This window comes from Burkholderia ubonensis, assembly GCF_001718695.1.
Classification (GTDB): Bacteria; Pseudomonadota; Gammaproteobacteria; order Burkholderiales; family Burkholderiaceae; genus Burkholderia; species Burkholderia ubonensis_B.
Genome location: NZ_CP013420.1, coordinates 1890718 through 1912636, shown reverse-complemented (window position 1 = coordinate 1912636; position 21919 = coordinate 1890718). Strand labels below are relative to the sequence as shown.

Genomic DNA, 21919 nt, shown 5'->3' with positions numbered 1-21919 from the left:
CGATTCCGTTGACGAAGCCCGCTCCATGACCAACATGCCCGACACCCTTGCTCTCGACGCCCGGCGCGCGACGCCGGACGATGCGCCGCTGACCGACAGCATCGGCGCGACCAGCACGCCGCTCGATCTCGCGGCGCAGCAGGCCGGCACGCAGACGCTGCTGCGCGGCCTCGCGATCCTCGAGGCGATCGCGAACGGCGCGCGCGACATGCGCGCGATCGGCGCGGCGCTCGGCACGACGCGCAGCACCACGCACCGCCTCGTCAGCAGCCTCGTGCAGGCGCGCTACCTGCGCCAGGTGCAGGGCGGCTACCTGCTCGGCCCGAAGCTGATCGAGCTCGGCACGATCGCGCTCGAGCAGATGCCGCTGACCGCGGTCGCGCGGCCGCACCTGGAGGCGCTCGCCGAAGCGACGCTCGATACGATCCACCTCGGCGTGCGCGACGGCGACGACGTGCTCTACATCGACAAGATTCCCGGCACGCGCGGGCTCGAGATGCGTTCGCGCGTCGGCCACCGGATGCCGCTCGCGTCGACCGGCATCGGCAAGGCGATGATGCTCGACCTCGAGCCCGACACGTGGCGCACGCTGTTCGAAGCCGCGCGGCGCGCGCTCGCCGGCGTGAACTTCAAGCCGGACCGGCACCCCGACGCGAGCGCGTTCCTGCAGCGCATGGCGCATTACGCGGCGGGCGGCTACACGTTCGATCTCGAGGAAAACGAAGCGTCGATCCGCTGCGTCGCCGCGCCGATCCGCGATGCGTCCGGCGCGATCGTCGCGGCGGTGTCGGTCGCGAGCACGATTCCGTACATGCCGCACGACCGGATGGACGAACTGATTCCGCTCGTGCAGCGCGAAGCGCGAGCCATTTCCGCGGAACTGGGCTGGAGCCCGCCGCAGGGTACCCGCAGGATCAAACGATGACGAACCCGACCCGGATCGCTCCGGACACCTTCACCACCTTCACCACCTTCACCGCCGCCCCGGCGCTGATCGCGCTCGACTGGGGCACGACGTCGCTGCGCGCGTACCTGTACGACGCGCACGGCGCACTGCTCGCGACACGCAGCCGCGCGGCGGGCGTGATGCACGTGCCGGCGGGCGGCGCGCGCGCGTTCGACGCCGCGTTCGAGGACGCGTGCGGCGATTGGCTCGACCGCGCACCCGGCGTGCCGGTGCTCGCCGCCGGCATGGTCGGCAGCGCGCAGGGCTGGCGCGAGGCGCCTTATGTCGAAGCGCCGGCCGGCGTCGACGCGCTGGTCGTCGGCATCGTCACGATCGAAAGCGCGCGCGGCGCGACGGTGTCGATCGTGCCGGGCGTGATCGCGACGGGCGAGTTGCCCGACGTGATGCGCGGCGAAGAAACGCAGATCGTCGGCGCACTCGATGCAGCTTCTTCAATTGGAGCGGATCATTCAGGTCTACTGATCGGGCTGCCGGGCACGCACGCGAAATGGGCGTGGGTGAAGCGCGGGCTCGTCGAGCGCTTCCAGACCTTCATGACGGGCGAGCTGTTCGGCGCGCTGCGCGATCACACGATCCTCGGCCGCACGATGCGCTCGCCCGATGAACCCGATCGCGCGGCGTTCCTGCGCGGCGTGTCGGTCGCGCGCGGCGCGCAGCGGGCCGGCCTGCTCGCGACGATTTTCAGCACGCGCACGCTGGGCCTGACCGGCCGTCTCGCGCCGCAAGCGCAGGGCGACTATCTGTCCGGCCTGCTGATCGGCCACGAGCTGAATGCGCTCGACGCGATGCTCGCGGAGCGCGGCGTCGCGCTCGCGAACCAGCCGCTGCTGCTGATCGGCGACGACGCGCTGTGCGCGCGCTACGCGGCCGCGCTGCACGCGTTCGGCTGCCCGCATGCGCGGGTCGTCGCCAATGCGACCGAGCGCGGACTGTGGCGGATCGCGTCTCGCGCCGGGCTCGTGCGCGCGGACAGTGCGCCGGTCTGCGCCGATTGATGAACCGAACCGATTGCGGAGGAAAGCCATCCATGTCGTCCGAACTCACGCTGCCCGCGCCGTATGCGCCGCATCCCGCGCTGATGCAGGCGTTCGCCGCGTGCCCGCTGATCGCGATCCTGCGCGGCATCGCGCCCGGCGACGCGGCGGCGCATGGCCATGCGCTCTATGAAGCGGGCTTCCGGATCGTCGAAGTGCCGCTCAACTCGCCCGAGCCGCTCGACAGCATCACGGCGTTGCGCCGCGCGCTGCCCGACGACGCGATCGTCGGCGCGGGCACCGTGCTGCGGCCCGAATACGTCGACCGCGTGCGGGACGCGGGCGGCGCGCTGATCGTGATGCCGCACAGCGACGGCGCGGTGATCCGCCGCGCGCGCGAGCTGGGCCTCGCGAGCGCGCCCGGCGTCGCGACGCCGACCGAGGCGTTCGCCGCGCTCGCGAACGGCGCGGACGTGCTGAAGATGTTCCCGGCCGAGCAGCTTGGCCTGACGGTCGTGAAGGCGTGGCGCGCGGTGATCGATCGCGCGGTGCCGCTGGTGCCGGTCGGCGGCGTCACGCCCGACAACATGCAGGCGTTCCTCGCCGCCGGCGCGAACGGCTTCGGGCTCGGCTCCGCGCTGTACCGGCCCGGCCAGTCCGCCGACGCGACCGCGGCCCACGCGCGCGCGTTCCAGGCCGGGCTGCGCGCGGCGCGCGGCGGAGCCGCATGATGGGCCGCCTCGCGGGCAAGGTCGCGATGGTGACGGGCGCGGGCCGCGGCATCGGCGCGGCGATCGCGCACGCGTTCGCGCGCGAAGGCGCGTGCGTCGCGCTGCTCGACGTCGACGTCGAGCACGCGCAGCGCACCGCCGCCGCGATCGCCGCCGAGGTCGACGGTGCGCGCGTGCTGCCGCTTCACGCGGACGTCACGCGCCAGGACTCGGTGCGCGACGCGCTCGCGCAGGCCGAAGCGTCGCTCGGGCCGCTCGACGCGCTCGTCAACAACGCGGGCATCAACGTGTTCCGCGATCCGCTGACGATGACCGACGACGACTGGCGCCGCTGCTTCGCGGTCGATCTCGACGGCGTGTGGCACGGCTGCCGCGCGGCGTTGGCCGGCATGGTGGAGCGCGGGCGCGGCAGCATCGTGAACATCGCGTCGACGCATGCGTTCCGGATCATTCCGGGCTGCTTTCCGTACCCGGTCGCGAAGCACGGCGTGCTGGGCCTGACGCGCGCGCTCGGCATCGAATACGCGGCGCGCAACGTGCGCGTGAACGCGATCGCGCCGGGCTACATCGAGACGCAGCTCACGCGCGACTGGTGGGACGCGCAGCCGGACCCGGCCGTCGCGCGGGCCGACACGCTCGCGCTGCAGCCGATGAAGCGGATCGGCCGGCCGGAGGAAGTCGCGATGACGGCCGTGTTCCTCGCGTCGGACGAGGCGCCGTTCATCAACGCGACCTGCATCACGGTCGATGGCGGGCGCGCGGCGCTGTATCACGACTGAAGGAGCTGCAGGACCGAATCGAAAGACCGCAGCGTGCGAGGGCCGCGCGCACGCTGCGTCGACACAAGTAAGCGGCCGTATTCCGATCGATGAAGACAAGGAGACACTGGAGATGAAACGCAGATCGTTCGTCACGCTCGCCGCCGCCGCCGCGGTGCTGATGGGCAGCCCGCTCGCACACGCGGCCGACCCGGTCAAGATCGGCTTCCTCGTGAAGCAGCCGGAGGAGCCGTGGTTCCAGGACGAGTGGAAGTTCGCGGAGCTCGCCGCGAAGGACAAGGGCTTCACGCTCGTGAAGATCGGCGCGCCGTCCGGCGAGAAGGTGATGAGCGCGATCGACAACCTCGCCGCGCAGAAGGCGCAGGGCTTCATCATCTGCACGCCCGACGTGAAGCTCGGGCCGGGCATCGTCGCGAAGGCGAAGTCGCACGGGCTGAAGATGATGACCGTCGACGACCGCCTCGTCGACGGCGCCGGCAAGCCGCTCGAAGCGGTGCCGCACATGGGCATCTCCGCGTACAACATCGGCAAGCAGGTCGGCGACGGCATCGCGGCCGAGATCAGGAAGCGCGGCTGGAACATGAAGGAGGTCGGCGCGATCGACATCACCTACGAGCAGCTGCCGACCGCGCATGACCGCACCGCCGGCGCGACCGACGCGCTCGTCGCCGCGGGCTTTCCGAAGGCGAACGTGATCGCCGCGCCGCAGGCGAAGACCGACACCGAGAACGCGTTCAACGCCGCGAACATCGCGCTCACGAAGAACCCGCAGTTCAAGCACTGGGTCGCATACGGGCTGAACGACGAGGCGGTGCTCGGCGCCGTGCGCGCGGCCGAAGGGCGCGGCTTCAAGGCGGCGGACATGATCGGCATCGGCATCGGCGGCTCCGACTCGGCGCTGAACGAATTCAAGAAGCCGCAGCCGACCGGCTTCTTCGGCACCGTGATCATCAGCCCGAAGCGCCACGGCGAGGAAACGTCCGAGCTGATGTACGCGTGGATCACGCAGGGCAAGGCGCCGGCGCCGCTCACGCTCACGACCGGCATGCTCGCGACGCGCGAGAACGTCGGCAAGGTGCGCGACGAGATGGGGCTCGCGTCGAAGTAACCGTCCCGGGCGGCTGCCGCATGCTGCGGCGGCCGACGGTCGATCGATCGTAACTGGAGAGGCGAAGTGTCAGCGGCACTGCGTTTTGACAATATCGGCAAGGTGTTTCCCGGCGTGCGCGCACTCGACGGCATCTCGTTCGACGTGCGTGCGGGCGAGGTGCACGGCCTGATGGGCGAGAACGGCGCGGGCAAGTCGACGCTGCTGAAGATTCTCGGCGGCGAATATCAGCCCGATGCGGGCAGCGTGCTGGTCGACGGCCGGCCCGTGCATTTTCCGAATGCGGCTGCGTCGATCGCGGCCGGCATCGCGGTGATCCACCAGGAGCTGCAATACGTGCCCGACCTGACGGTCGCGGAGAACCTGCTGCTCGGCCGCCTGCCGAATGCGTTCGGCTGGGTGAGGAAGGGCGAGGCGAAGCGCTACGTGCGCGAGCGGCTCGCCGCGATGGGCGTCGATCTCGATCCGGACGCGAAGCTCGGCCGCTTGTCGATCGCGCAGCGGCAGATGGTCGAGATCTGCAAGGCGCTGCTGCGCAACGCGCGCGTGATCGCGCTCGACGAGCCGACGAGCTCGCTGTCGCACCGCGAGACCGAGGTGCTGTTCAAGCTCGTCGACGACCTGCGCGCCGACGGCCGCGCGCTGATCTACATCTCGCACCGGATGGACGAGATCTACCGGCTGTGCGACGCGTGCACGATCTTCCGCGACGGCCGCAGGATCGCGTCGCACGCGTCGCTCGCCGACGTGCCGCGCGAGCGCCTCGTCGCGGAGATGGTCGGGCGCGAGATCGCCGACATCTATCACTATGCGCCGCGCGCGCTCGGCGACGTGCGGCTGTCGGTCGAAGGGATCGAGGGCGACGCGCTGCGCGAGCCGGCGAGCTTCGCGGTGCGCGCGGGCGAGATCGTCGGCTTCTTCGGCCTCGTCGGCGCGGGGCGCAGCGAGCTGATGCGGCTCGTGTACGGCGCCGATCGCAAGCGCGCGGGCGCGCTCGCGCTCGACGGCGCGCGCATCGACGTGAAGCGCACCGGCGACGCGATCCGCCACGGCATCGTGCTGTGCCCGGAGGACCGCAAGGAGGAAGGGATCATCGCGATGGCGTCGGTCGCGGAGAACATCAACATCAGCTGCCGCCGCCATTCGCTGCGTGCCGGGCTGTTCATCGATCGCAAGACGGAAAGCGAAACCGCCGACCGCTTCATCCAGCGGCTGAAGATCAAGACGCCGAGCCGCCGCCAGAAGATCCGCTTCCTGTCGGGCGGCAACCAGCAGAAGGCGATCCTGTCGCGCTGGCTCGCGGAGCCCGACCTGAAGGTCGTGATCCTCGACGAGCCGACGCGCGGCATCGACGTCGGCGCGAAGCACGAGATCTACGACGTGATCTACCGGCTCGCGGAGCGCGGCTGCGCGATCGTGATGGTGTCGTCGGAGCTGCCGGAAGTGCTCGGCGTGTCCGACCGCATCGTCGTGATGCGCGAAGGGCGCATCGCGGGCGAGCTGCCGCGCGCGCAGGCGAACGAGCATGCGGTGCTGAGCCTCGCGTTGCCGCAGACGAGCGCCGCGCAGGCGGCCTGAATCCACCAAGACATTCGATTTCCGCGCGGCCGCCGACGGACCGCGCGATGCAGGAGCAGGAGACACCACCATGCAAGTCAGAGAAAACCTCGCCGGCGCCGCCGTGAAGCCCGCGGCCGATGCACTGGTTCCACAGCCGACCGATCGCCAGAAATGGTGGCAGCAGCTCACCGACTACAGCCTGATCGCGATCTTCGCGGCGATGTTCGTGACGATGTCGCTGAGCGTCGATCACTTCTTCTCGATCGACAACATGCTGGGCCTCGCGCTGTCGATCTCGCAGATCGGGATGGTCGCGTGCACGATGATGTTCTGTCTCGCGTCGCGCGACTTCGACCTGTCGATCGGCTCGACCGTCGCGTTCTCGGGCGTGCTGTGCGCGATGGTGCTCAACGCGACCGACAACACGTTCGTCGCGATCCTCGCCGCGGTCGCGGCGGGTGCCGCGATCGGCTTCGTGAACGGCGCGGTGATCGCGTACCTGCGGATCAACGCGCTGATCACGACGCTCGCGACGATGGAAATCGTGCGCGGGCTCGGCTTCATCGTGTCGAAAGGGCAGGCGGTGGGCGTGTCGTCGGACACCTTCATCGCGCTCGGCGGCCTCACGCTGTTCGGCGTGTCGCTGCCGATCTGGGTCACGCTGCTGTGCTTCGTCGTGTTCGGCGTGCTGCTGAACCAGACCGTGTACGGGCGCAACACGCTCGCGATCGGCGGCAACCCGGAGGCGTCGCGGCTCGCGGGGATCAACGTCGAGCGCACGCGCGTCTGGATCTTCCTGATCCAGGGCGCGGTGACGGCGCTCGCGGGCGTGATCCTCGCGTCGCGCATCACGTCGGGCCAGCCGAACGCCGCGCAGGGCTTCGAGCTGAACGTGATCTCCGCGTGCGTGCTCGGCGGCGTGTCGCTGCTGGGCGGGCGCGCGACGATCTCGGGCGTCGTGATCGGCGTGCTGATCATGGGCACCGTCGAGAACGTGATGAACCTGCTGAACATCGACGCGTTCTATCAATACCTGGTGCGCGGCGCGATCCTGCTGGCGGCGGTGCTGCTCGACCAGCTGAAGAACCGCGGCGGGCGCGACTGAACCGATGGAGCTTACCGGCATGCATAACGAAACGTCCGCGCGCTATGCGCGCTACCCGAGCCTCGCCGACCGCACCGTGCTGATCACCGGCGGCGCAACCGGCATCGGCGCCGCGTTCGTCGAGCACTTCGCGGAGCAGGGCGCGCGCGTCGCGTTCGTCGATCTCGACGCCGCGGCGGGCCACGCGCTGGCCGCGCGTCTCGCGCACGCACGCCATGTGCCGCTGTTCGCCGCATGCGACCTCACCGACATCGGCGCGCTGCGCCGCACGATCGACGCGATCCGCGCGCAGGCCGGCGCGATTGCGGTGCTCGTCAACAACGCGGCCAACGACGTGCGCCACGCGATCGGCGACGTGACGCCCGAATCGTTCGACGCGGGCATCGCGGTGAACCTGCGCCACCAGTTCTTCGCCGCGCAGGCGGTGATCGACGACATGAAGCAGCTCGGCGGCGGCGCGATCATCAATCTCGGCTCGATCAGCTGGATGCTGAAGAACGGCGGCTATCCGGTGTACGTGACCGCGAAGGCGGCCGTGCAGGGGCTCACGCGCGGGCTCGCGCGCGACCTCGGCCCGTTCGGCATCCGCGTCAATTCGCTGGTGCCGGGCTGGGTGATGACCGACAAGCAGCGCCGGCTGTGGCTCGACGACGCGGGCCGCGCGGCGATCAAGGCCGGCCAGTGCCTCGACGCCGAGCTGCTGCCCGCCGATCTGGCGCGCATGGCGCTGTTCCTCGCGGCCGACGACAGCCGGATGATCACCGCGCAGGACTTGATCGTCGACGGCGGCTGGGCCTGATTGCGATGTCGCGTTCGCACGGCGCCGCGCGAGCGCGCCGTATCGTTTCATCGACGAAGGAAAGGAGTTCGACATGACTGCCACGCCCTCGCGCGCATCGTCGTCCACGAGCCAGACGCGCCGCGCGCGGCTCGCCGCCGCCGCGCATCCGGTCAGCGCCGGACCGCAGACCGCCGCGCTCGCGCAGGGCGTCGGCGCGTCGCACACGGCGGCCGTCACGCTGTCGAATGCGGCGCTGCGGGTCGACGTGCTGCCGCATCTGGGCGGCGGGATCGCGCGTTTCGACTGGCGCGACGACGGCGCGCTCACGCCGGTGTTCCGCCGCTGCGAACGGCCCGACGCTGCGACCGATCCGAACGAGCTCGCGTGCTATCCGCTGCTGCCGTACTCGAACCGGATCGGCGGCGCGCGCTTCGAATGCGACGGCCGCCGCGTCGCGGTGCCGCGCAACCGCCGCGACGAGCCGCTGCCGATCCACGGCGACGGCTGGCTCGCGCGCTGGCAGGTCGACGCCGCAACCGACACGACGCTGCGGCTGTCGCTCGATCGCGGGCGACGGCGCGCCCTATGCGTTTCGCGCGACGCAGACCTTCGCGCTCGACGACGCGACGCTGTCGATCGCGCTGGCGATCGAGAACGCCGGCCGCGCGCGGCTGCCGTTCGGGCTCGGCGTGCATCCGTTCCTGGTGCGCGACGACGCGACCGCGCTCGCCGCCGCGGCGGGCGGGCTGTGGCTGTCGGGCGCCGACTTCCTGCCGGTGCGGCACGTGAACGTGCCGCCGGCGTGGCAGTTCGGCGTCGCGTATCCGCTGCCGGCGACGCTCGTGAATCATGCGTTCACCGGCTGGGGCGGCCATGCGACGGTGAGCTGGCCGCGCCGCGGGCTCACGCTGACCGTCGCGGCCGATGCGGATGCCTACGTGCTCTATACGCCGCCCGGCGAGGATTTCTTCTGCTTCGAGCCGGTCGATCATCCGATCAATGCGGTGAACCTGCCGGGCGGCGCGGCCGCGCACGGGATGACGCTGCTCGCGCCGGGCGAGCGGCTCGCGCGGCGCTTCGCGTTCACCGTCGAGCGCGGCGACGTGCGCGGCGAGGTACGCGGTGATGCGCCCGCGCGCGAAAGCCGCCGGCGACGCGGGTAAAATGGGCGGTCTACCAACGGTTAGCCGCGAGTATCCGCCATGTCTTCCCCGCTTACTTTCATCGAATCGCTGCGCGCCGCGTGGCAGCGCACCAATTCGCTGCTGTGCGTCGGCCTCGATCCCGAGCCGTCGCGCTTCCCCGTGCAGTTCGACGGCCAGCCCGACGCGATCTTCGAATTCTGCCGGCAGATCGTCGACGCGACCGCGCCGTACGCAAGCGCGTTCAAGCCGCAGATCGCCTACTTCGCCGCGCACCGCGCGGAAGACCAGCTCGAGCGGCTGATCGCGCACATCCACCTGCAGCATCCGGGCCTGCCGGTGATCCTCGACGCGAAGCGCGGCGACATCGGCAGCACCGCCGAGCAATACGCGCGCGAAGCGTTCGAGCGCTACCGCGCGGATGCGGTGACGGTGAACCCGTACATGGGCTTCGACTCGGTCGAGCCGTATTTCGAGCACGAAGGCAAGGGCGTGATCGTGCTGTGCCGCACGTCGAACCCGGGCGGCTCGGACCTGCAGTTTCTGGAAACGAACGGGGCCGGCCATCCGGGGGCCGGCCATCCGGGCCGCCCGCTGTATCAGGTGGTCGCCGACCTCGCGGCGAACAAGTGGAACGCGAAGAGCGGCCAGCTCGGCCTCGTCGTCGGCGCGACGTTCCCGAACGAAATCGAAGTCGTGCGCGGGATCGTCGGCGACATGCCGCTGCTGATTCCCGGCATCGGCGCGCAGGGCGGCGACGTGGAGGCGACCGTCCGCGCAGGCCGCACGGCCGACGGCACCGGAATGATGATCAACTCGTCGCGTGCGATCCTGTACGCGAGCAAGGACGAGGATTTCGCCGAAGCCGCGGCGCTCGCCGCGCAGAAGACCCGCGACGCGATCAACGCGCATCGTTGAGCGGGGCGGGCCGCCGATCGCGGCTCGTTTCCGCGACCCACACCCATCTCGTGCGGCCCGCACCGGGCCGCCGGCGCGTCAGCCCTCGCGCTCTTCGAGCAGCTTCAGCAGCCCGCGCAGCGCATGCGCGGCGGCCTGCGTGCGGATCTGCTCGCGATCTCCCTTGAACACCTGCGTCTCGGCGTCGGTATGCAGCCGGTTGCTCCACGCGAACGACACGGTGCCGACCGGCTTCTTCTCGCTGCCGCCCGCGGGCCCGGCGATGCCGGTCACCGCGAGCGACACCTGCGCGCGGCTGTTGCGCAGCGCGCCTTCGGCCATCGCGCGCGCGACCGGCTCGCTGACGGCGCCGTGCTTGTCGATCAGCTCGGGCGGCACGCCGATCATCTCGCTCTTGGCCTGATTCGAATAGGTGACGAAGCCGCGCTCGAACCACTGGCTGCTGCCGGAGATGTCGGTGATCGCCGCGGCGATCATCCCGCCGGTGCAGGATTCGGCGGTCGCGAGCAGCAGGTGCTCGTCGCGCAGCTTGTTGCCTGCGCGGATCGCAAGCTGATGGACGACGGAATCGGTTGGCATGCGAAAGGGGAGAGGCAGGAGTCGGAAAGGTCAGCCGGCGAAGGACCGCCACAGCGCGATCACGAGCAGCGACATGAACGCGGCGATCAGGTCGTCGGCCATGATGCCGAGGCCGCCCTTCATCCGGCGTTCGAGGTAGCGGATCGGCGGCGGCTTGAGCATGTCGAAGCAGCGGAACACGACGAAGGCCCAGAGTTGGCCGATGAACGTCGCCGGCGTGACGAACAGCATCACGATCCAGATCGCGACGATCTCGTCCCAGACGACCGGGCCCGGGTCGGCGTTGCCCAGCTTCTTCGCGGTGAAGCCGGTGAGCCAGACGCCGGCGACGAAGCCGGCCGCGATCAGCCCCCACCATTCGGGCACCGTCAGGTAGCGGCTGAACGCGACGAACGTCAGCCAGCCGAACAGCGTGCCGAACGTGCCGGGCATGATCGGCGCGAGGCCGCTGCCGAACCCGAGCGACAGCAGGTGCGCGGGATGCGAGAACATGAAGCGCACGGTGGCGCGTCTCGGCGCGTGGGGCGTTGCGCCGGCGTCGGCCGCGGCGCGCGGGGGCGTCGGGTCAGTCTGCATGGAAGTGGTCGAAACCGTGCAACGTGAGAGCGAGGGGCGCGCCGGCGGCGTCGTGCCACGCGATCGCGGGCCGCTCCGACTGCGTGGACAACGCGCGTATTGTACCGATTCGCGTGACCGCGACGCCGGGCGCCGGTGCCCGCCGCCTCGACCGCCGCGCGGGCGGCGGCGGGCGCGGTGAAGCACAGTTCGTAGTCGTCGCCGCCGGCGAGCGTGCAGCGGCGCTGCACGTCGGGCGGCAGCGTCGCGAGCGCGGCCGAGCGCGGCACCGCGTCGGCGTCGATGTCCGCGCGCACGCGCGAGCGCTCGAGGATGTGCTGCAGGTCGCCGGCGAGGCCGTCCGAGAGGTCGAGCGCCGCGTGCGCGACGCCCGCGAGCGCGAGGCCGAGCGCGACGCGCGGCTCGGGGCGCTCGAGCGCCGCCCGGAACACGGCCGCTTCCTGCGCGCCGGCCGTCCATTCTCCGCGCGCGACGCCGAGCCCGGCCCGCGCGTCGCCGAGCGTGCCGGACACCCAGACGTCGTCGCCGTCGCGCGCGGCGTCGCGCCGCAGCGCGGCGTCGGGCGCGACTTCGCCGAACACGGTCACGCACAGGTTCAGCGGCCCGCTCGTCGTGTCGCCGCCGATCAGCTCGCAGCCGAACCGCTCCGCGAGCGCGAAGAGCCCGTCGCTGAACGCTTCGAGCCACGCCGCGTCGGCGCGCGGCAGCGCGCACGCGAGCGTGAACGCACGCGGCTCGGCGCCCATCGCCGCGAGGTCGGACAGGTTGACCGCGAGCGTCTTGTGGCCGAGCGCGTGCGGCGCGACGTCGGGGAAGAAGTGGCGGCCCTCGACCAGCATGTCCGTCGAAATGGCGAGCAATTTCCCGGAACGCGGCGCGAACAGCGCGCAATCGTCGCCGATCCCGAGCGTCGCGGCGCGCGCGCCCCGGGCCGCGCGGCGCGCGAAGAAGCGGTCGATCAACGAGAACTCGGAGAGGGAGGCTGGCACGGCGGACGGACCCGAAGCGGTTGAGAGAACGGCACATTGTACGAGGCGAACGGCGGCGCTCCTGCACCGTTCAGTACAATTTTGTCGCGACTGTTGCACCTGAATGGAGGTTTTGGCGACTTCGATTGGCGCTACAATGGTCGACTAGGTATTCTAATCCGCACGCCACGAGACACATGTCCACGCAAGCCTCCTCCAAAGCCAAGCTCCGCGAAGCCGCCCTCGATTACCACGAATTCCCGACCCCCGGCAAGGTCGCGATTGCGCCGACCAAGCAGATGATCAACCAGCGCGACCTGGCGCTCGCCTATTCGCCGGGCGTCGCGTTCGCGTGCGAGGAGATCGTCGAGAATCCGCTCAACGCGGCCCGCTTCACCGCGCGCAGCAACCTGGTCGGCGTCGTCACGAACGGCACCGCGGTGCTCGGCCTCGGCAACATCGGCCCGCTCGCGTCGAAGCCGGTGATGGAAGGCAAGGCCGTGCTGTTCAAGAAGTTCGCCGGCATCGACGTGTTCGACATCGAGCTGAACGAGTCCGATCCGCACAAGCTCGTCGACGTGATCGCCGCGCTCGAGCCGACCTTCGGCGGGATCAACCTGGAAGACATCAAGGCGCCGGATTGCTTCATCGTCGAGCGCGAAGCCCGCAAGCGGATGAAGATCCCGGTCTTCCACGACGACCAGCACGGCACCGCGATCGTCGTCGCCGCGGCCGTCACGAACGGCCTGAAGGTGGTCGGCAAGAACATCAAGGAGGTCAAGCTCGTCGCGTCCGGCGCGGGTGCGGCCGCCCTCGCGTGTCTCGACCTGCTGGTCGACATCGGCCTGCCGCTCGAGAACATCACGGTGACCGACCTGGCCGGCGTGGTCTACAAGGGCCGCACCGAGCTGATGGACCCGGACAAGGAGCGTTTCGCGCGCGAAACCGACGCGCGCACGCTCGCCGAGGTGATCGACGGCGCGGACATCTTCCTCGGCCTGTCGGCGGCCGGCGTGCTGAAGCAGGAGATGGTCAAGGGGATGGCCGAGCGCCCGCTGATCCTCGCGCTCGCGAACCCGACGCCGGAAATCCTGCCGGAGCTCGCGCTCGAAGTGCGCCCGGACGCCGTGCTCGCGACCGGCCGCACCGATTATCCGAACCAGGTCAACAACGTCCTGTGCTTCCCGTTCATCTTCCGCGGCGCGCTCGACGTCGGCGCGACGACGATCACGCGTGAAATGGAGATCGCCGCCGTCAACGCGATCGCCGAGCTCGCGCAGCAGGAGCAGAGCGACATCGTCGCGACCGCGTACGGGATCCAGGACCTGTCGTTCGGCCCCGAATACCTGATTCCGAAGCCGTTCGATCCGCGCCTGATCGTGAAGATTGCGCCGGCCGTCGCGCAGGCCGCGATGGACGGCGGCGTCGCGACGCGCGCGATCGAGGACATGGACGCGTACAAGCAGCACCTGCAGCAGTTCGTGTACCACAGCGGCACGACGATGAAGCCGATCTTCCAGCTCGCGCGCAGCGTGCCGGCCGAGAAGAAGCGCGTCGTGTTCGCGGAAGGCGAGGAAGAGCGCGTGCTGCGCGCCGTTCAGATCGTCGTCGACGAAAAGCTCGCGAAACCGATCCTGATCGGCCGTCCGGCCGTGATCGAGCACCGTATCCAGCGCTACGGCCTGCGCCTGACGCCGGGCGTCGACTACACCGTCGTCAACACCGAGCACGACGAGCGCTACCGCGAGTTCTGGCAGGACTACGCGAAGATGATGGCCCGCAAGGGCATCAGCGAGCAGCTCGCGCGCGTCGAGATGCGCCGCCGCACGACGCTGATCGGCTCGATGCTCGTGAAGAAGGGCGAAGCGGACGGGATGATCTGCGGCACGATCAGCACGACGCACCGCCACCTGCACTTCATCGACCAGGTGATCGGCAAGCGCCCGGGCTGCAGCGTGTACGCGGCGATGAACGGCCTCGTGCTGCCGGGCCGGCAGATCTTCCTCGTCGACACGCACGTGAACGTCGATCCGACCCCGGAACAGCTCGCCGAGATCACGATCATGGCGGCGGAGGAAGTGCGCCGCTTCGGCATCGAGCCGAAGGTCGCGCTGCTGTCGCACTCGAATTTCGGCACGAGCAACGCGCCGTCCGCGCAGAAGATGCGCGATACGCTCGCGATCCTGCAGGAACGCGCGCCGGACCTGAAGGTCGACGGCGAAATGCACGGCGACGTCGCGCTCGACGCGGCGCTGCGCAAGGAAATCCTGCCGGAATCGACGCTGGAAGGCGAAGCGAACCTGCTGGTCCTGCCGAACATCGACGCCGCGAACATCGCGTACAACCTGCTGAAGACGGCCGCGGGCAACAACATCGCGATCGGGCCGATCCTGCTCGGCGCCGCGCAGCCGGTGCACGTGCTGACCGAATCGGCGACGGTGCGCCGGATCGTCAACATGGCCGCGCTGCTGGTGGCCGACGTGAACGCGTCGCGCTGAGCCAACACGCGGGTGCCGCCCGGTCGAACCGGCGCGGCACAGCAGATGAAATTGTCAACAAAGGCAAAAAGAGGCGTGCCCGCAATGGGCACGCCGCCGGGCAGGGCGCGCATGCGCTTCCCATAAGCAACAGCAGCATCTCTCCACTCCGGGTTGCGAGCGTAGCAAGGAGGCAGGGTCTTGCCATGCGAGAGATGCCGTCGGCATTTTATCGCATGTAAGATAAAAGTAACCATATTTCGGTAAGATTTGCCCGGGGCCTGATCCGGTCAGGCTTTCAATCCCCAAACGAACATTGATTCGCGCGGACAATAGCGCTACGCTAACGCTTTTATTGGTCGTCAACTACTTGATTTAACAGCGGGAACCCTGGTTCATGGCACGCAAGTGGCTCCGCAACGGCGCGCTCGCGTCCGTCTTCGCGATGTTCGCGATGGGTATCGTCGGCACGCCGACGGGCAGTCTGGTTTCCGCCGCCTACGCACGGCAGGCCGTTGCGGCCGACGTGGCCGCCGGCGGGTTCGATACGATCCCGACCGCCCGCCTTCCGCGCGAGGCCGTGACCACGCTCGGCCTGATTGCCGGTGGCGGTCCCTATCCGTACGAGAAAGACGGCGTCGTGTTCGGCAACCGCGAGCGGATCCTGCCGAAGGCGAAGCGCGGCTTCTACCACGAGTACACCGTGCCGACCCCGCGCGCGCGCAATCGAGGCGCGCGCCGGATCGTCTGCGGCGGGCCGCTGCGCCGGGTCGACAACTGTTATTACACGGACGACCACTACAACAGTTTCAAACGTATTGTTGAATGACTTCGGGATGAACGGCATGAGCGACTCCATCTACACGCACGACACGGCGTCGTCGGCGGCGGATCTGTTCGCGGCCGGCGACGGCAATCTGTTTCAGCGCGTGATGCAGCTGCGCGCGGCGGTGCAGGCCGGCGACGCGCCGGCAGAGCAGGAAGCCAGCCCCGGGCTTTCATCGAACGAGGAGCCTATGAGCCTTTTCACGACCGTGCGACCCAATCTCGTGCAGTCGATTCGCGCGTTTCGCGTGCAGGATCTCGCCGACGAAGCCGGCCGGCTCGGCCAGCATTTCCTGTATGCGTATTGCGGCGCCGCGCAGTCGAAGCAGGAAGTGATGGAAACGATCGCGACGTCGTTCCTGTTTCCGAAGCATTTCGGCAAGAACTATGATGCGCTGTACGACTGCCTGACCGATCTCGTCGCGAAGGCGGGCGCGCAGCCGGGTTTCGTGATCGTGCTCGAAGGGCTGCCGATCGCGCAGAAGTTCGACAAGGAAGGCCGCGAGACGCTGCTCGACGTGTTCCGCGAAGCGGCCGAGTTCTGGGCCGAGCGCAAGGTTGCGTTCCGCGTGTTTTATTCGTTTGCGTAAGCGCAGGTGCGGCGGCCGCCTACGCGGCCCATCCTGCAGGAAGCCCGCGTCGAGCGGGCTTTTTTGCGTCCGCGCTCGCGCGGGCCGGGCGCAGCCGGTGCTCGATATGCGACTCGCCGAGAGTTCGGGGCCGCCGCTTGCCACGCGCGGCGGCCCGCCGCATCACCACCCCCCCCAGCGCGCCGCCAGCGCCGCGAGCACGGCCGCGCCGGCCGTCTCCGTGCGCAGCACCCGCGGCCCGAGTGACAGCGCCGTGAACCCGTGCGCGCGCGCTGCGTGTTCCTCGTCGGGCGACAGCCCGCCTTCCGGCCCGATCAACAGCGTGACACTGCCGGCGGGCGGCGCGTCGGGCAGCGACGCAAACGGAATGCTCGCGCGCGGCGACAGCAGCAGCCGCAGCTCGCCGTCGGCCCGCGCGGCCGGCAGCGCATCGAGCCACGCGTCGAAGCCGCGCACCGGCGCGACGTCCGGCACGCGGTTGCGTCCGCACTGCTCGCACGACGCGCGCACGATGCCGCGCCAGTGCGCGACGCGCTTCTCCGCGCGTTCGCCCGACAGCCGCACGACGCCGCGCGACGTCGACAGCGGCGCGATCGCGGCGACCCCGAGCTCGACCGCCTTCTCGATCACCCAGTCCATCTTGTCGCCGCCGGCGATCCCCTGCGCGAGCGTCACGCGATACGGCGGCTCCGCCTCCGCGGGCTCGAACGCGTCGAGCTGCGCGACCGCGCTGCGCTTGTCGATCTCGACGAGCCGCGCACGGTACTGGCCGCCCGTGCCGTCGAACAGCACGAGCGCGTCGCCCGGCTGCAGCCGCAGCACCTGCGCGTGACGGGCGACGTCGGCCGGCAGCGTGAGCACGGCGCCGGCGCTCAGCGCCGCTTCGACGAAAAAGCGCGGCACGGCCGCGGTCGTGGTGGCTTCGCTCATGATTCGAGACGGCGCGCGAGCGCCCAGCGGTAGCCGTCGAGATCCTCGACCTGCGCGAAGCGGTCGCCCCAGAACTGGTCCTGCGGCGCGCTCAGCGATTTCGCGCCGGCGTCGAGCGCGCGCTGCCAGGTCGCGTCCACGTCGTCGACGTACAGATAGAACGATTGCGGCGCGGTCGCGCCCGCGCTCCGCGGCGTGCGGGCGGTCGAGCCGAACGCGCCTTCGGGCGCGAACATCACGATCAGCTGGCCGCGATAGACCATCTCGACGTGCATGATCGCGCCGTCCTCGTCGAGCACGTCGCGCAGCTCGAAGCCGAACGCGGCCTTGAAGAAATCGATGCTCGCGTGCGCGTTGCGCACGGCCAGGTAAGGCGTCAACCAAGGCACGTCGGCCGGACGTGGATCGGTCATCAAATCTCCTGTGGAAAGGTCGTCGCGCGGGCGTTCGGCCGCATGCGGCCGCCGCGACGGGCGTTTACCGCGCCCGCCCGCTGCGCGCCGACGAGCGCGCGATCAACCGGCATCACGACGCGTTGCGCCAAGCTCAGCGGCGCGCGCCCAGTGTATCGCGCAGCGCGCGCGGCAGGGCAAAGAGGGCCGCATGAAGTCGCGCATCGTAGTAGCGCAATCCGTGCACGCGGCGGGCGGCGAGCCGCTCGTCGACGTCGTGTGCGAACAGCGCGGCCGCGTCGAGCGTGTCGCTCGCGATCGCCATCAGCCACACCGAGCCGTACAGCGGCACGTGCGCGGACAACGGATCGACGACCGCGAAGCTCGCGCGCAGGTCGGCGAGCAGCGCGGCGATGCGCGCCGCGTGAAAGACCGGCGAGCCGAGATGCATCGTGATCGCGCCGCACGGCGTCAGGATCCGCTTGAGATGCTTGTAGAAATCGCGCGTGTAGAGGCCGGCCGCCGGCGACTCCGGCGGCGTGAGGTCGAACACGACGAGATCGAAATGCTCGACGGTCGATTCGACGAAGTGCGCGGCGTCGCCGATCACGACCTCGACGCGCGGGTCGTCGAGCGCGCCCTGGTGCACGTCGTCGAGGAAGCGGCGCGCCATGCCGACGACCTCGTCGTCGAGCTCCGCGACCACGATCCGCTCGATGCACGCGTGCTTGAGCAGCTGGCGCGCCGCGCCGCCGTCGCCGCCGCCGAGCACGAGCGCCTTGCGCGGCGACGGATGCGTGAGCGCGGCCGGGTGGGTCATGCATTCGTGGTAGATGTACTCGTCGCCGACCGACGTCATCGGCCGGCCGTCGAGCGTGAACAGTCGGCCGAGCTGCGGGGTCTCCCACACCTCGATCTCCTGGTGCGGGGACGCGACGTGCGCAAGCCGCCGCGCATGCGGAAAGCCGTAGGCGGAGTCGGGCGTCGGGTGAAAGAGAAGCGTCGTGCTCACGGGCGGGGCGGACAGTTCCAACGTCTGAATTATAGAGGGCGTGAAACGGACAGCGGGAAGTTTGACGGAAAACCGTGCCGGAACGCCGACCGTCCGGAAGGGAAATGCCGGCCCATCTGGTAAAATGACAGGCTTTGCAGCCCCGTCCGTTTGCTCCGCCCGCTTCGCGTCCGTCTGGCGCCGCACTGTGCGCCGGGAACGGCTGGCCCGCGAGCTTCCGGATACCGCACGTGCCCCGTTTTCTCGACTCGATCTCCGGACTCGACATGACGACTTCGTCTCCCGCCTCCACCACCCTGATGGCCAACGCGATCCGCGCGCTCGCGATGGACGCCGTCCAGCAAGCGAACTCCGGCCACCCCGGCATGCCGATGGGCATGGCCGAAATCGGCGTCGCGCTCTGGTCTCGCCACCTCAAGCACAACCCGGCGAACCCGCACTGGGCCGACCGCGACCGCTTCGTGCTGTCGAACGGCCACGGCTCGATGCTGCTGTACGCGCTGCTGCACCTGACCGGCTACGACCTGCCGATGGAAGAGCTGAAGAACTTCCGCCAGCTGCATTCGAAGACGCCGGGCCACCCGGAATACGGGATCACGCCGGGCGTCGAGACGACCACCGGCCCGCTCGGCCAGGGTCTCGCGAACGCGGTCGGCATGGCGCTCGGCGAAGCGCTGATGGCCGACGAGTTCAACCGCGACGGCGCGAAGATCGTCGATCACCACACGTACGTGTTCCTCGGCGACGGCTGCCTGATGGAAGGCATCTCGCACGAGGCCTGCTCGCTCGCGGGCACGCTGAAGCTGAACAAGCTGATCGCGCTGTACGACGACAACGGCATCTCGATCGACGGCGACGTCGTCAACTGGTTCCACGACGATACCCCGAAGCGTTTCGAGGCATACGGCTGGAACGTGATCCCGAACGTGAACGGCCATGACGTCGACGCGGTCGACGCGGCGATCGCGAAGGCGAAGCTGTCGGACAAGCCGACGCTGATCTGCTGCAAGACGGTGATCGGCAAGGGCGCGGCGACCAAGGCCGGCGGCCACGACGTGCATGGCGCGGCGCTCGGCGCGGAAGAAATCGCGAAGACGCGCGAAGCGCTCGGCTGGAAGTGGGAGCCGTTCGTGATTCCGCAGGAAGTCTACGCGGCGTGGGATGCGAAGGAAGCGGGCAAGCGCGGCGAGTCCGACTGGGACGCGGCGTTCGCGCAGTACCGTGCGAAGTATCCGGCGGAAGCGGCCGAATTCGAGCGCCGGATGGCCGGCAAGCTGCCTGCCGACTGGGCGGAGAAGGCGAAGGCGATCATCGCCGGCGCGAACGAGCGCGGCGAGACGGTCGCGACCCGCAAGGCGTCGCAGCAGGCGATCGAAGGGCTGGCTGCGGTGCTGCCCGAGCTGCTCGGCGGCTCGGCCGACCTGACCGGCTCGAACCTGACCAACTGGAAGGCGTCGAAGGCGGTTCGTGCGAATCCGGAAGGCCCGGGCGTCAAGCTGGGCAACCACATCAACTACGGCGTGCGCGAATTCGGCATGAGCGCCGCGATCAACGGCCTCGCGCTGCACGGCGGCCACAAGCCGTTCGGCGGCACGTTCCTGACGTTCTCCGACTACAGCCGCAACGCGCTGCGCGTCGCCGCGCTGATGAAGGTGCCGTCGATCTTCGTGTTCACGCACGACTCGATCGGCCTCGGCGAAGACGGCCCGACGCACCAGTCGATCGAGCACGTGTCGAGCCTGCGCCTGATTCCGAACCACGACGTGTGGCGTCCGGCCGACACGGTCGAGACGGCCGTCGCGTGGACCCACGCAGTCGCCGCGGATCGTCCGTCGAGCCTGATCTTCAGCCGCCAGAACCTCGCGTTCAACCCGCGCACCGACGCGCAGATCGCGAACATCGAGAAGGGCGGCTACGTGCTGAAGGACTGGGACGAGGAGATCGTCGCGCGCAAGATCATCCTGATCGCGACGGGCTCGGAAGTCGAGCTCGCGATGAAGGCCGTCGAGCCGCTCGCGCAGCAGGGCATCGCCGCGCGCGTCGTGTCGATGCCGGCCACCACCGTGTTCGACCGCCAGGACGCCGAATACCGCGAACGCGTGCTGCCGCACGGCGTGCGCCGCGTCGCGATCGAAGCGGGCGTGACGAGCTTCTGGCACAAGTACGTCGGCCTGGAAGGCGGCGTGGTCGGGATCGACACGTTCGGCGAATCGGCGCCGGCCGGCGTGCTGTTCAAGCACTTCGGCTTCACCGTCGACAAGGTCGTCGAGACGGCCAAGGCCGTGCTGGCCTAAAAGCATTCGCGGCGCGCGCGTTCCCCACGCGCGCGCCGCACCGTGAAGCTGCACGAAACGAATTTTTTCAGCCATCAGGAGATAGACATGACGATCCGCGTCGCAATCAACGGCTACGGCCGCATCGGCCGCAATACGCTGCGCGCGTTCTATGAAAACGGCAAGAAGCACGATCTCGAGATCGTCGCGATCAACGACCTGGGCGATGCGAAGACCAACGCGCACCTGACCCAGTACGACACCGCGCACGGCAAGTTCCCTGGCGAAGTGTCGGTCGACGGCGACTACCTGGTCGTCAACGGCGACAAGATCCGCGTGCTGGCGAACCGCAACCCGGCTGAACTGCCGTGGGGCGAGCTGGGCGTCGACGTCGTGATGGAATGCACGGGCTTCTTCACGACGAAGGAAAAGGCGAGCGCGCACCTGAAGGGCGGCGCGAAGAAGGTCATCATCTCGGCGCCGGGCGGCAAGGACGTCGACGCGACGATCGTCTACGGCGTGAACCACAACGTGCTGAAGGCCGAGCACACGGTCATCTCGAACGCATCGTGCACGACAAACTGCCTCGCGCCGCTCGTCAAGCCGCTGAACGACAAGATCGGCCTCGAAACCGGCCTGATGACGACGATCCACGCGTACACGAACGACCAGGTGCTGACGGACGTCTACCACGAAGACCTGCGCCGCGCGCGTTCGGCCACGCACAGCCAGATTCCGACCAAGACGGGCGCGGCTTCCGCGGTCGGCCTCGTGCTGCCGGAACTGAACGGCAAGCTGGACGGCTACGCGATCCGCGTTCCGACCATCAACGTGTCGATCGTCGACCTGTCGTTCATCGCGAAGCGCGACACGACGGTCGAGGAAGTCAACGCGATCATGAAGGAAGCGTCGGAAGGCGCGCTGAAGGGCATCCTCGGCTACAACGACGCGCCGCTGGTGTCGATCGATTTCAACCACAACCCGGCTTCGTCGACGTTCGACGCGACGCTGACCAAGGTGTCGGGCCGTCTCGTCAAGGTGTCGAGCTGGTACGACAACGAGTGGGGCTTCTCGAACCGCATGCTGGATACGGCTGTCGCATTCGCGAACGCGAAGTAAGTCTGCGAATCGTGCGGCCGCGGCGACGCGGCCGGCGCGATGCACGAACCCGGCCCGGTTATTCGGCCGGGTTTTTTATTGTCCGGCGCTACATGAGCAGCGCGCCGAGCCGT

Annotated in this window: 19 protein-coding genes and 2 pseudogenes; 15 read left to right on the top strand and 6 right to left on the bottom strand. The window is 69.3% G+C overall.

What is annotated here, in order from left to right:
• Positions 1-25 precede the first annotated feature (25 nt).
• The 10 genes and pseudogenes from WJ35_RS08735 to pyrF all read left to right on the top strand — a co-directional run bounded on the left by WJ35_RS08735 (position 26) and on the right by pyrF (position 10065).
• Positions 26-925: an IclR family transcriptional regulator gene (locus tag WJ35_RS08735; RefSeq protein ID WP_069239048.1), complete on the top strand. Its 900-nt coding sequence runs from the start codon at positions 26-28 to the stop codon at positions 923-925.
• Positions 922-1962, top strand: coding sequence for a 2-dehydro-3-deoxygalactonokinase (locus WJ35_RS08730; protein WP_069239047.1), 1041 nt, complete (start codon positions 922-924; stop codon positions 1960-1962). Before WJ35_RS08735 ends, WJ35_RS08730 begins: the two co-directional genes overlap by 4 nt.
• A 32-nt stretch (positions 1963-1994) precedes the next feature.
• The gene (locus tag WJ35_RS08725; RefSeq protein ID WP_060236294.1) at positions 1995-2672 is read left to right on the top strand and encodes a 2-dehydro-3-deoxy-6-phosphogalactonate aldolase; all 678 of its coding nucleotides are present in this window, start codon (positions 1995-1997) and stop codon (positions 2670-2672) included.
• Positions 2672-3451, top strand: coding sequence for an SDR family oxidoreductase (locus WJ35_RS08720; protein ID WP_069239423.1), 780 nt, complete (start codon positions 2672-2674; stop codon positions 3449-3451). The genes WJ35_RS08725 and WJ35_RS08720 overlap by 1 nt, the downstream gene beginning before the upstream one ends.
• Positions 3452-3563: 112 nt before the next feature.
• Complete coding sequence (locus tag WJ35_RS08715) at positions 3564-4559, top strand: arabinose ABC transporter substrate-binding protein (RefSeq protein WP_010091304.1); 996 nt, start codon at positions 3564-3566, stop codon at positions 4557-4559.
• A gap of 66 nt (positions 4560-4625) precedes the next feature.
• Positions 4626-6137 carry an L-arabinose ABC transporter ATP-binding protein AraG gene (araG, locus tag WJ35_RS08710; RefSeq protein ID WP_060029299.1) on the top strand — a complete coding sequence of 504 codons (1512 nt, stop codon included), beginning with the start codon at positions 4626-4628 and terminating at the stop codon, positions 6135-6137.
• 70 nt (positions 6138-6207) lie between these two features.
• On the top strand, positions 6208-7224 hold the full coding sequence (araH, locus tag WJ35_RS08705) for an L-arabinose ABC transporter permease AraH (RefSeq protein ID WP_059483460.1): 1017 nt from the start codon (positions 6208-6210) through the stop codon (positions 7222-7224).
• Positions 7225-7243: 19 nt separating this feature from the next.
• A complete protein-coding gene (locus WJ35_RS08700) occupies positions 7244-8023 on the top strand; it encodes an SDR family NAD(P)-dependent oxidoreductase (protein WP_060236374.1) in 780 nt (259 codons plus the stop codon).
• A gap of 73 nt (positions 8024-8096) precedes the next feature.
• Positions 8097-9168: pseudogene (locus WJ35_RS08695) on the top strand (aldose 1-epimerase).
• A 39-nt stretch (positions 9169-9207) separates the two neighbouring features.
• Positions 9208-10065 (top strand): orotidine-5'-phosphate decarboxylase, encoded by an 858-nt coding sequence (gene pyrF / locus WJ35_RS08690; protein WP_069239046.1) that lies wholly within the window; start codon positions 9208-9210, stop codon positions 10063-10065.
• 78 nt (positions 10066-10143) lie between these two features.
• On the opposite strand, the gene WJ35_RS08685 is transcribed toward pyrF, so the two are convergent.
• The 3 genes and pseudogenes from WJ35_RS08685 to thiL form a co-directional block, all read right to left on the bottom strand.
• Positions 10144-10644, bottom strand: coding sequence for a CinA family protein (locus tag WJ35_RS08685; protein WP_059932169.1), 501 nt, complete (start codon positions 10642-10644; stop codon positions 10144-10146).
• Positions 10645-10674: 30 nt separating this feature from the next.
• Positions 10675-11220: a phosphatidylglycerophosphatase A gene (locus WJ35_RS08680; protein ID WP_059879625.1), complete on the bottom strand. Its 546-nt coding sequence runs from the start codon at positions 11218-11220 to the stop codon at positions 10675-10677.
• Positions 11210-12209: pseudogene (gene thiL / locus WJ35_RS08675) on the bottom strand (thiamine-phosphate kinase). The gene WJ35_RS08680 and the pseudogene thiL overlap by 11 nt, the downstream one beginning before the upstream one ends.
• 176 nt (positions 12210-12385) lie before the next feature.
• On the opposite strand from thiL, the gene WJ35_RS08670 reads away from it, so the two are divergent.
• The 3 genes from WJ35_RS08670 to WJ35_RS08660 all read left to right on the top strand — a co-directional run bounded on the left by WJ35_RS08670 (position 12386) and on the right by WJ35_RS08660 (position 16080).
• Complete coding sequence (locus tag WJ35_RS08670; protein ID WP_069239045.1) at positions 12386-14686, top strand: NADP-dependent malic enzyme; 2301 nt, start codon at positions 12386-12388, stop codon at positions 14684-14686.
• Positions 14687-15062: 376 nt separating this feature from the next.
• Entirely contained in the window at positions 15063-15494 is a 432-nt protein-coding gene (locus tag WJ35_RS08665; protein ID WP_060236286.1) for a ribonuclease, read from the top strand.
• Positions 15495-15510: 16 nt separating this feature from the next.
• Entirely contained in the window at positions 15511-16080 is a 570-nt protein-coding gene (locus WJ35_RS08660) for a barstar family protein (RefSeq protein WP_069239422.1), read from the top strand.
• A 162-nt stretch (positions 16081-16242) separates the two neighbouring features.
• On the opposite strand, the gene WJ35_RS08655 is transcribed toward WJ35_RS08660, so the two are convergent.
• The 3 genes from WJ35_RS08655 to speE all read right to left on the bottom strand — a co-directional run bounded on the left by WJ35_RS08655 (position 16243) and on the right by speE (position 18414).
• Complete coding sequence (locus WJ35_RS08655; RefSeq protein WP_060236274.1) at positions 16243-17010, bottom strand: 16S rRNA (uracil(1498)-N(3))-methyltransferase; 768 nt, start codon at positions 17008-17010, stop codon at positions 16243-16245.
• Positions 17007-17423: a VOC family protein gene (locus WJ35_RS08650; RefSeq protein ID WP_069239044.1), complete on the bottom strand. Its 417-nt coding sequence runs from the start codon at positions 17421-17423 to the stop codon at positions 17007-17009. The genes WJ35_RS08655 and WJ35_RS08650 overlap by 4 nt, the downstream gene beginning before the upstream one ends.
• 133 nt (positions 17424-17556) lie before the next feature.
• Entirely contained in the window at positions 17557-18414 is an 858-nt protein-coding gene (gene speE, locus WJ35_RS08645; protein ID WP_069239043.1) for a polyamine aminopropyltransferase, read from the bottom strand.
• Between the two features lie 221 nt (positions 18415-18635).
• Between speE and tkt the strand changes: the two genes are divergently transcribed.
• On the top strand, positions 18636-20708 hold the full coding sequence (tkt, locus tag WJ35_RS08640; protein WP_029226405.1) for a transketolase: 2073 nt from the start codon (positions 18636-18638) through the stop codon (positions 20706-20708).
• 87 nt (positions 20709-20795) lie between these two features.
• Positions 20796-21806: a type I glyceraldehyde-3-phosphate dehydrogenase gene (gene gap / locus WJ35_RS08635; RefSeq protein ID WP_010091320.1), complete on the top strand. Its 1011-nt coding sequence runs from the start codon at positions 20796-20798 to the stop codon at positions 21804-21806.
• Positions 21807-21919: the final 113 nt, after the last annotated feature.

Bases quoted from the DNA above. Each gene is read 5' to 3' on its own strand.
- WJ35_RS08735 (WP_069239048.1), top strand. From the start codon at position 26: ATGACCAACATGCCCGACACCCTTGCTCTCGACGCCCGGCGCGCGACG.
- WJ35_RS08730 (WP_069239047.1), top strand. From the start codon at position 922: ATGACGAACCCGACCCGGATCGCTCCGGACACCTTCACCACCTTCACC.
- WJ35_RS08725 (WP_060236294.1), top strand. From the start codon at position 1,995: ATGTCGTCCGAACTCACGCTGCCCGCGCCGTATGCGCCGCATCCCGCG.
- WJ35_RS08720 (WP_069239423.1), top strand. From the start codon at position 2,672: ATGGGCCGCCTCGCGGGCAAGGTCGCGATGGTGACGGGCGCGGGCCGC.
- WJ35_RS08715 (WP_010091304.1), top strand. From the start codon at position 3,564: ATGAAACGCAGATCGTTCGTCACGCTCGCCGCCGCCGCCGCGGTGCTG.
- araH (WP_059483460.1), top strand. From the start codon at position 6,208: ATGCAAGTCAGAGAAAACCTCGCCGGCGCCGCCGTGAAGCCCGCGGCC.
- WJ35_RS08700 (WP_060236374.1), top strand. From the start codon at position 7,244: ATGCATAACGAAACGTCCGCGCGCTATGCGCGCTACCCGAGCCTCGCC.
- pyrF (WP_069239046.1), top strand. From the start codon at position 9,208: ATGTCTTCCCCGCTTACTTTCATCGAATCGCTGCGCGCCGCGTGGCAG.
- WJ35_RS08685 (WP_059932169.1), bottom strand. From the start codon at position 10,644: ATGCCAACCGATTCCGTCGTCCATCAGCTTGCGATCCGCGCAGGCAAC.
- WJ35_RS08680 (WP_059879625.1), bottom strand. From the start codon at position 11,220: ATGCAGACTGACCCGACGCCCCCGCGCGCCGCGGCCGACGCCGGCGCA.
- WJ35_RS08670 (WP_069239045.1), top strand. From the start codon at position 12,386: ATGTCCACGCAAGCCTCCTCCAAAGCCAAGCTCCGCGAAGCCGCCCTC.
- WJ35_RS08665 (WP_060236286.1), top strand. From the start codon at position 15,063: ATGGCACGCAAGTGGCTCCGCAACGGCGCGCTCGCGTCCGTCTTCGCG.
- WJ35_RS08660 (WP_069239422.1), top strand. From the start codon at position 15,511: ATGAGCGACTCCATCTACACGCACGACACGGCGTCGTCGGCGGCGGAT.
- WJ35_RS08655 (WP_060236274.1), bottom strand. From the start codon at position 17,010: ATGAGCGAAGCCACCACGACCGCGGCCGTGCCGCGCTTTTTCGTCGAA.
- WJ35_RS08650 (WP_069239044.1), bottom strand. From the start codon at position 17,423: ATGACCGATCCACGTCCGGCCGACGTGCCTTGGTTGACGCCTTACCTG.
- gap (WP_010091320.1), top strand. From the start codon at position 20,796: ATGACGATCCGCGTCGCAATCAACGGCTACGGCCGCATCGGCCGCAAT.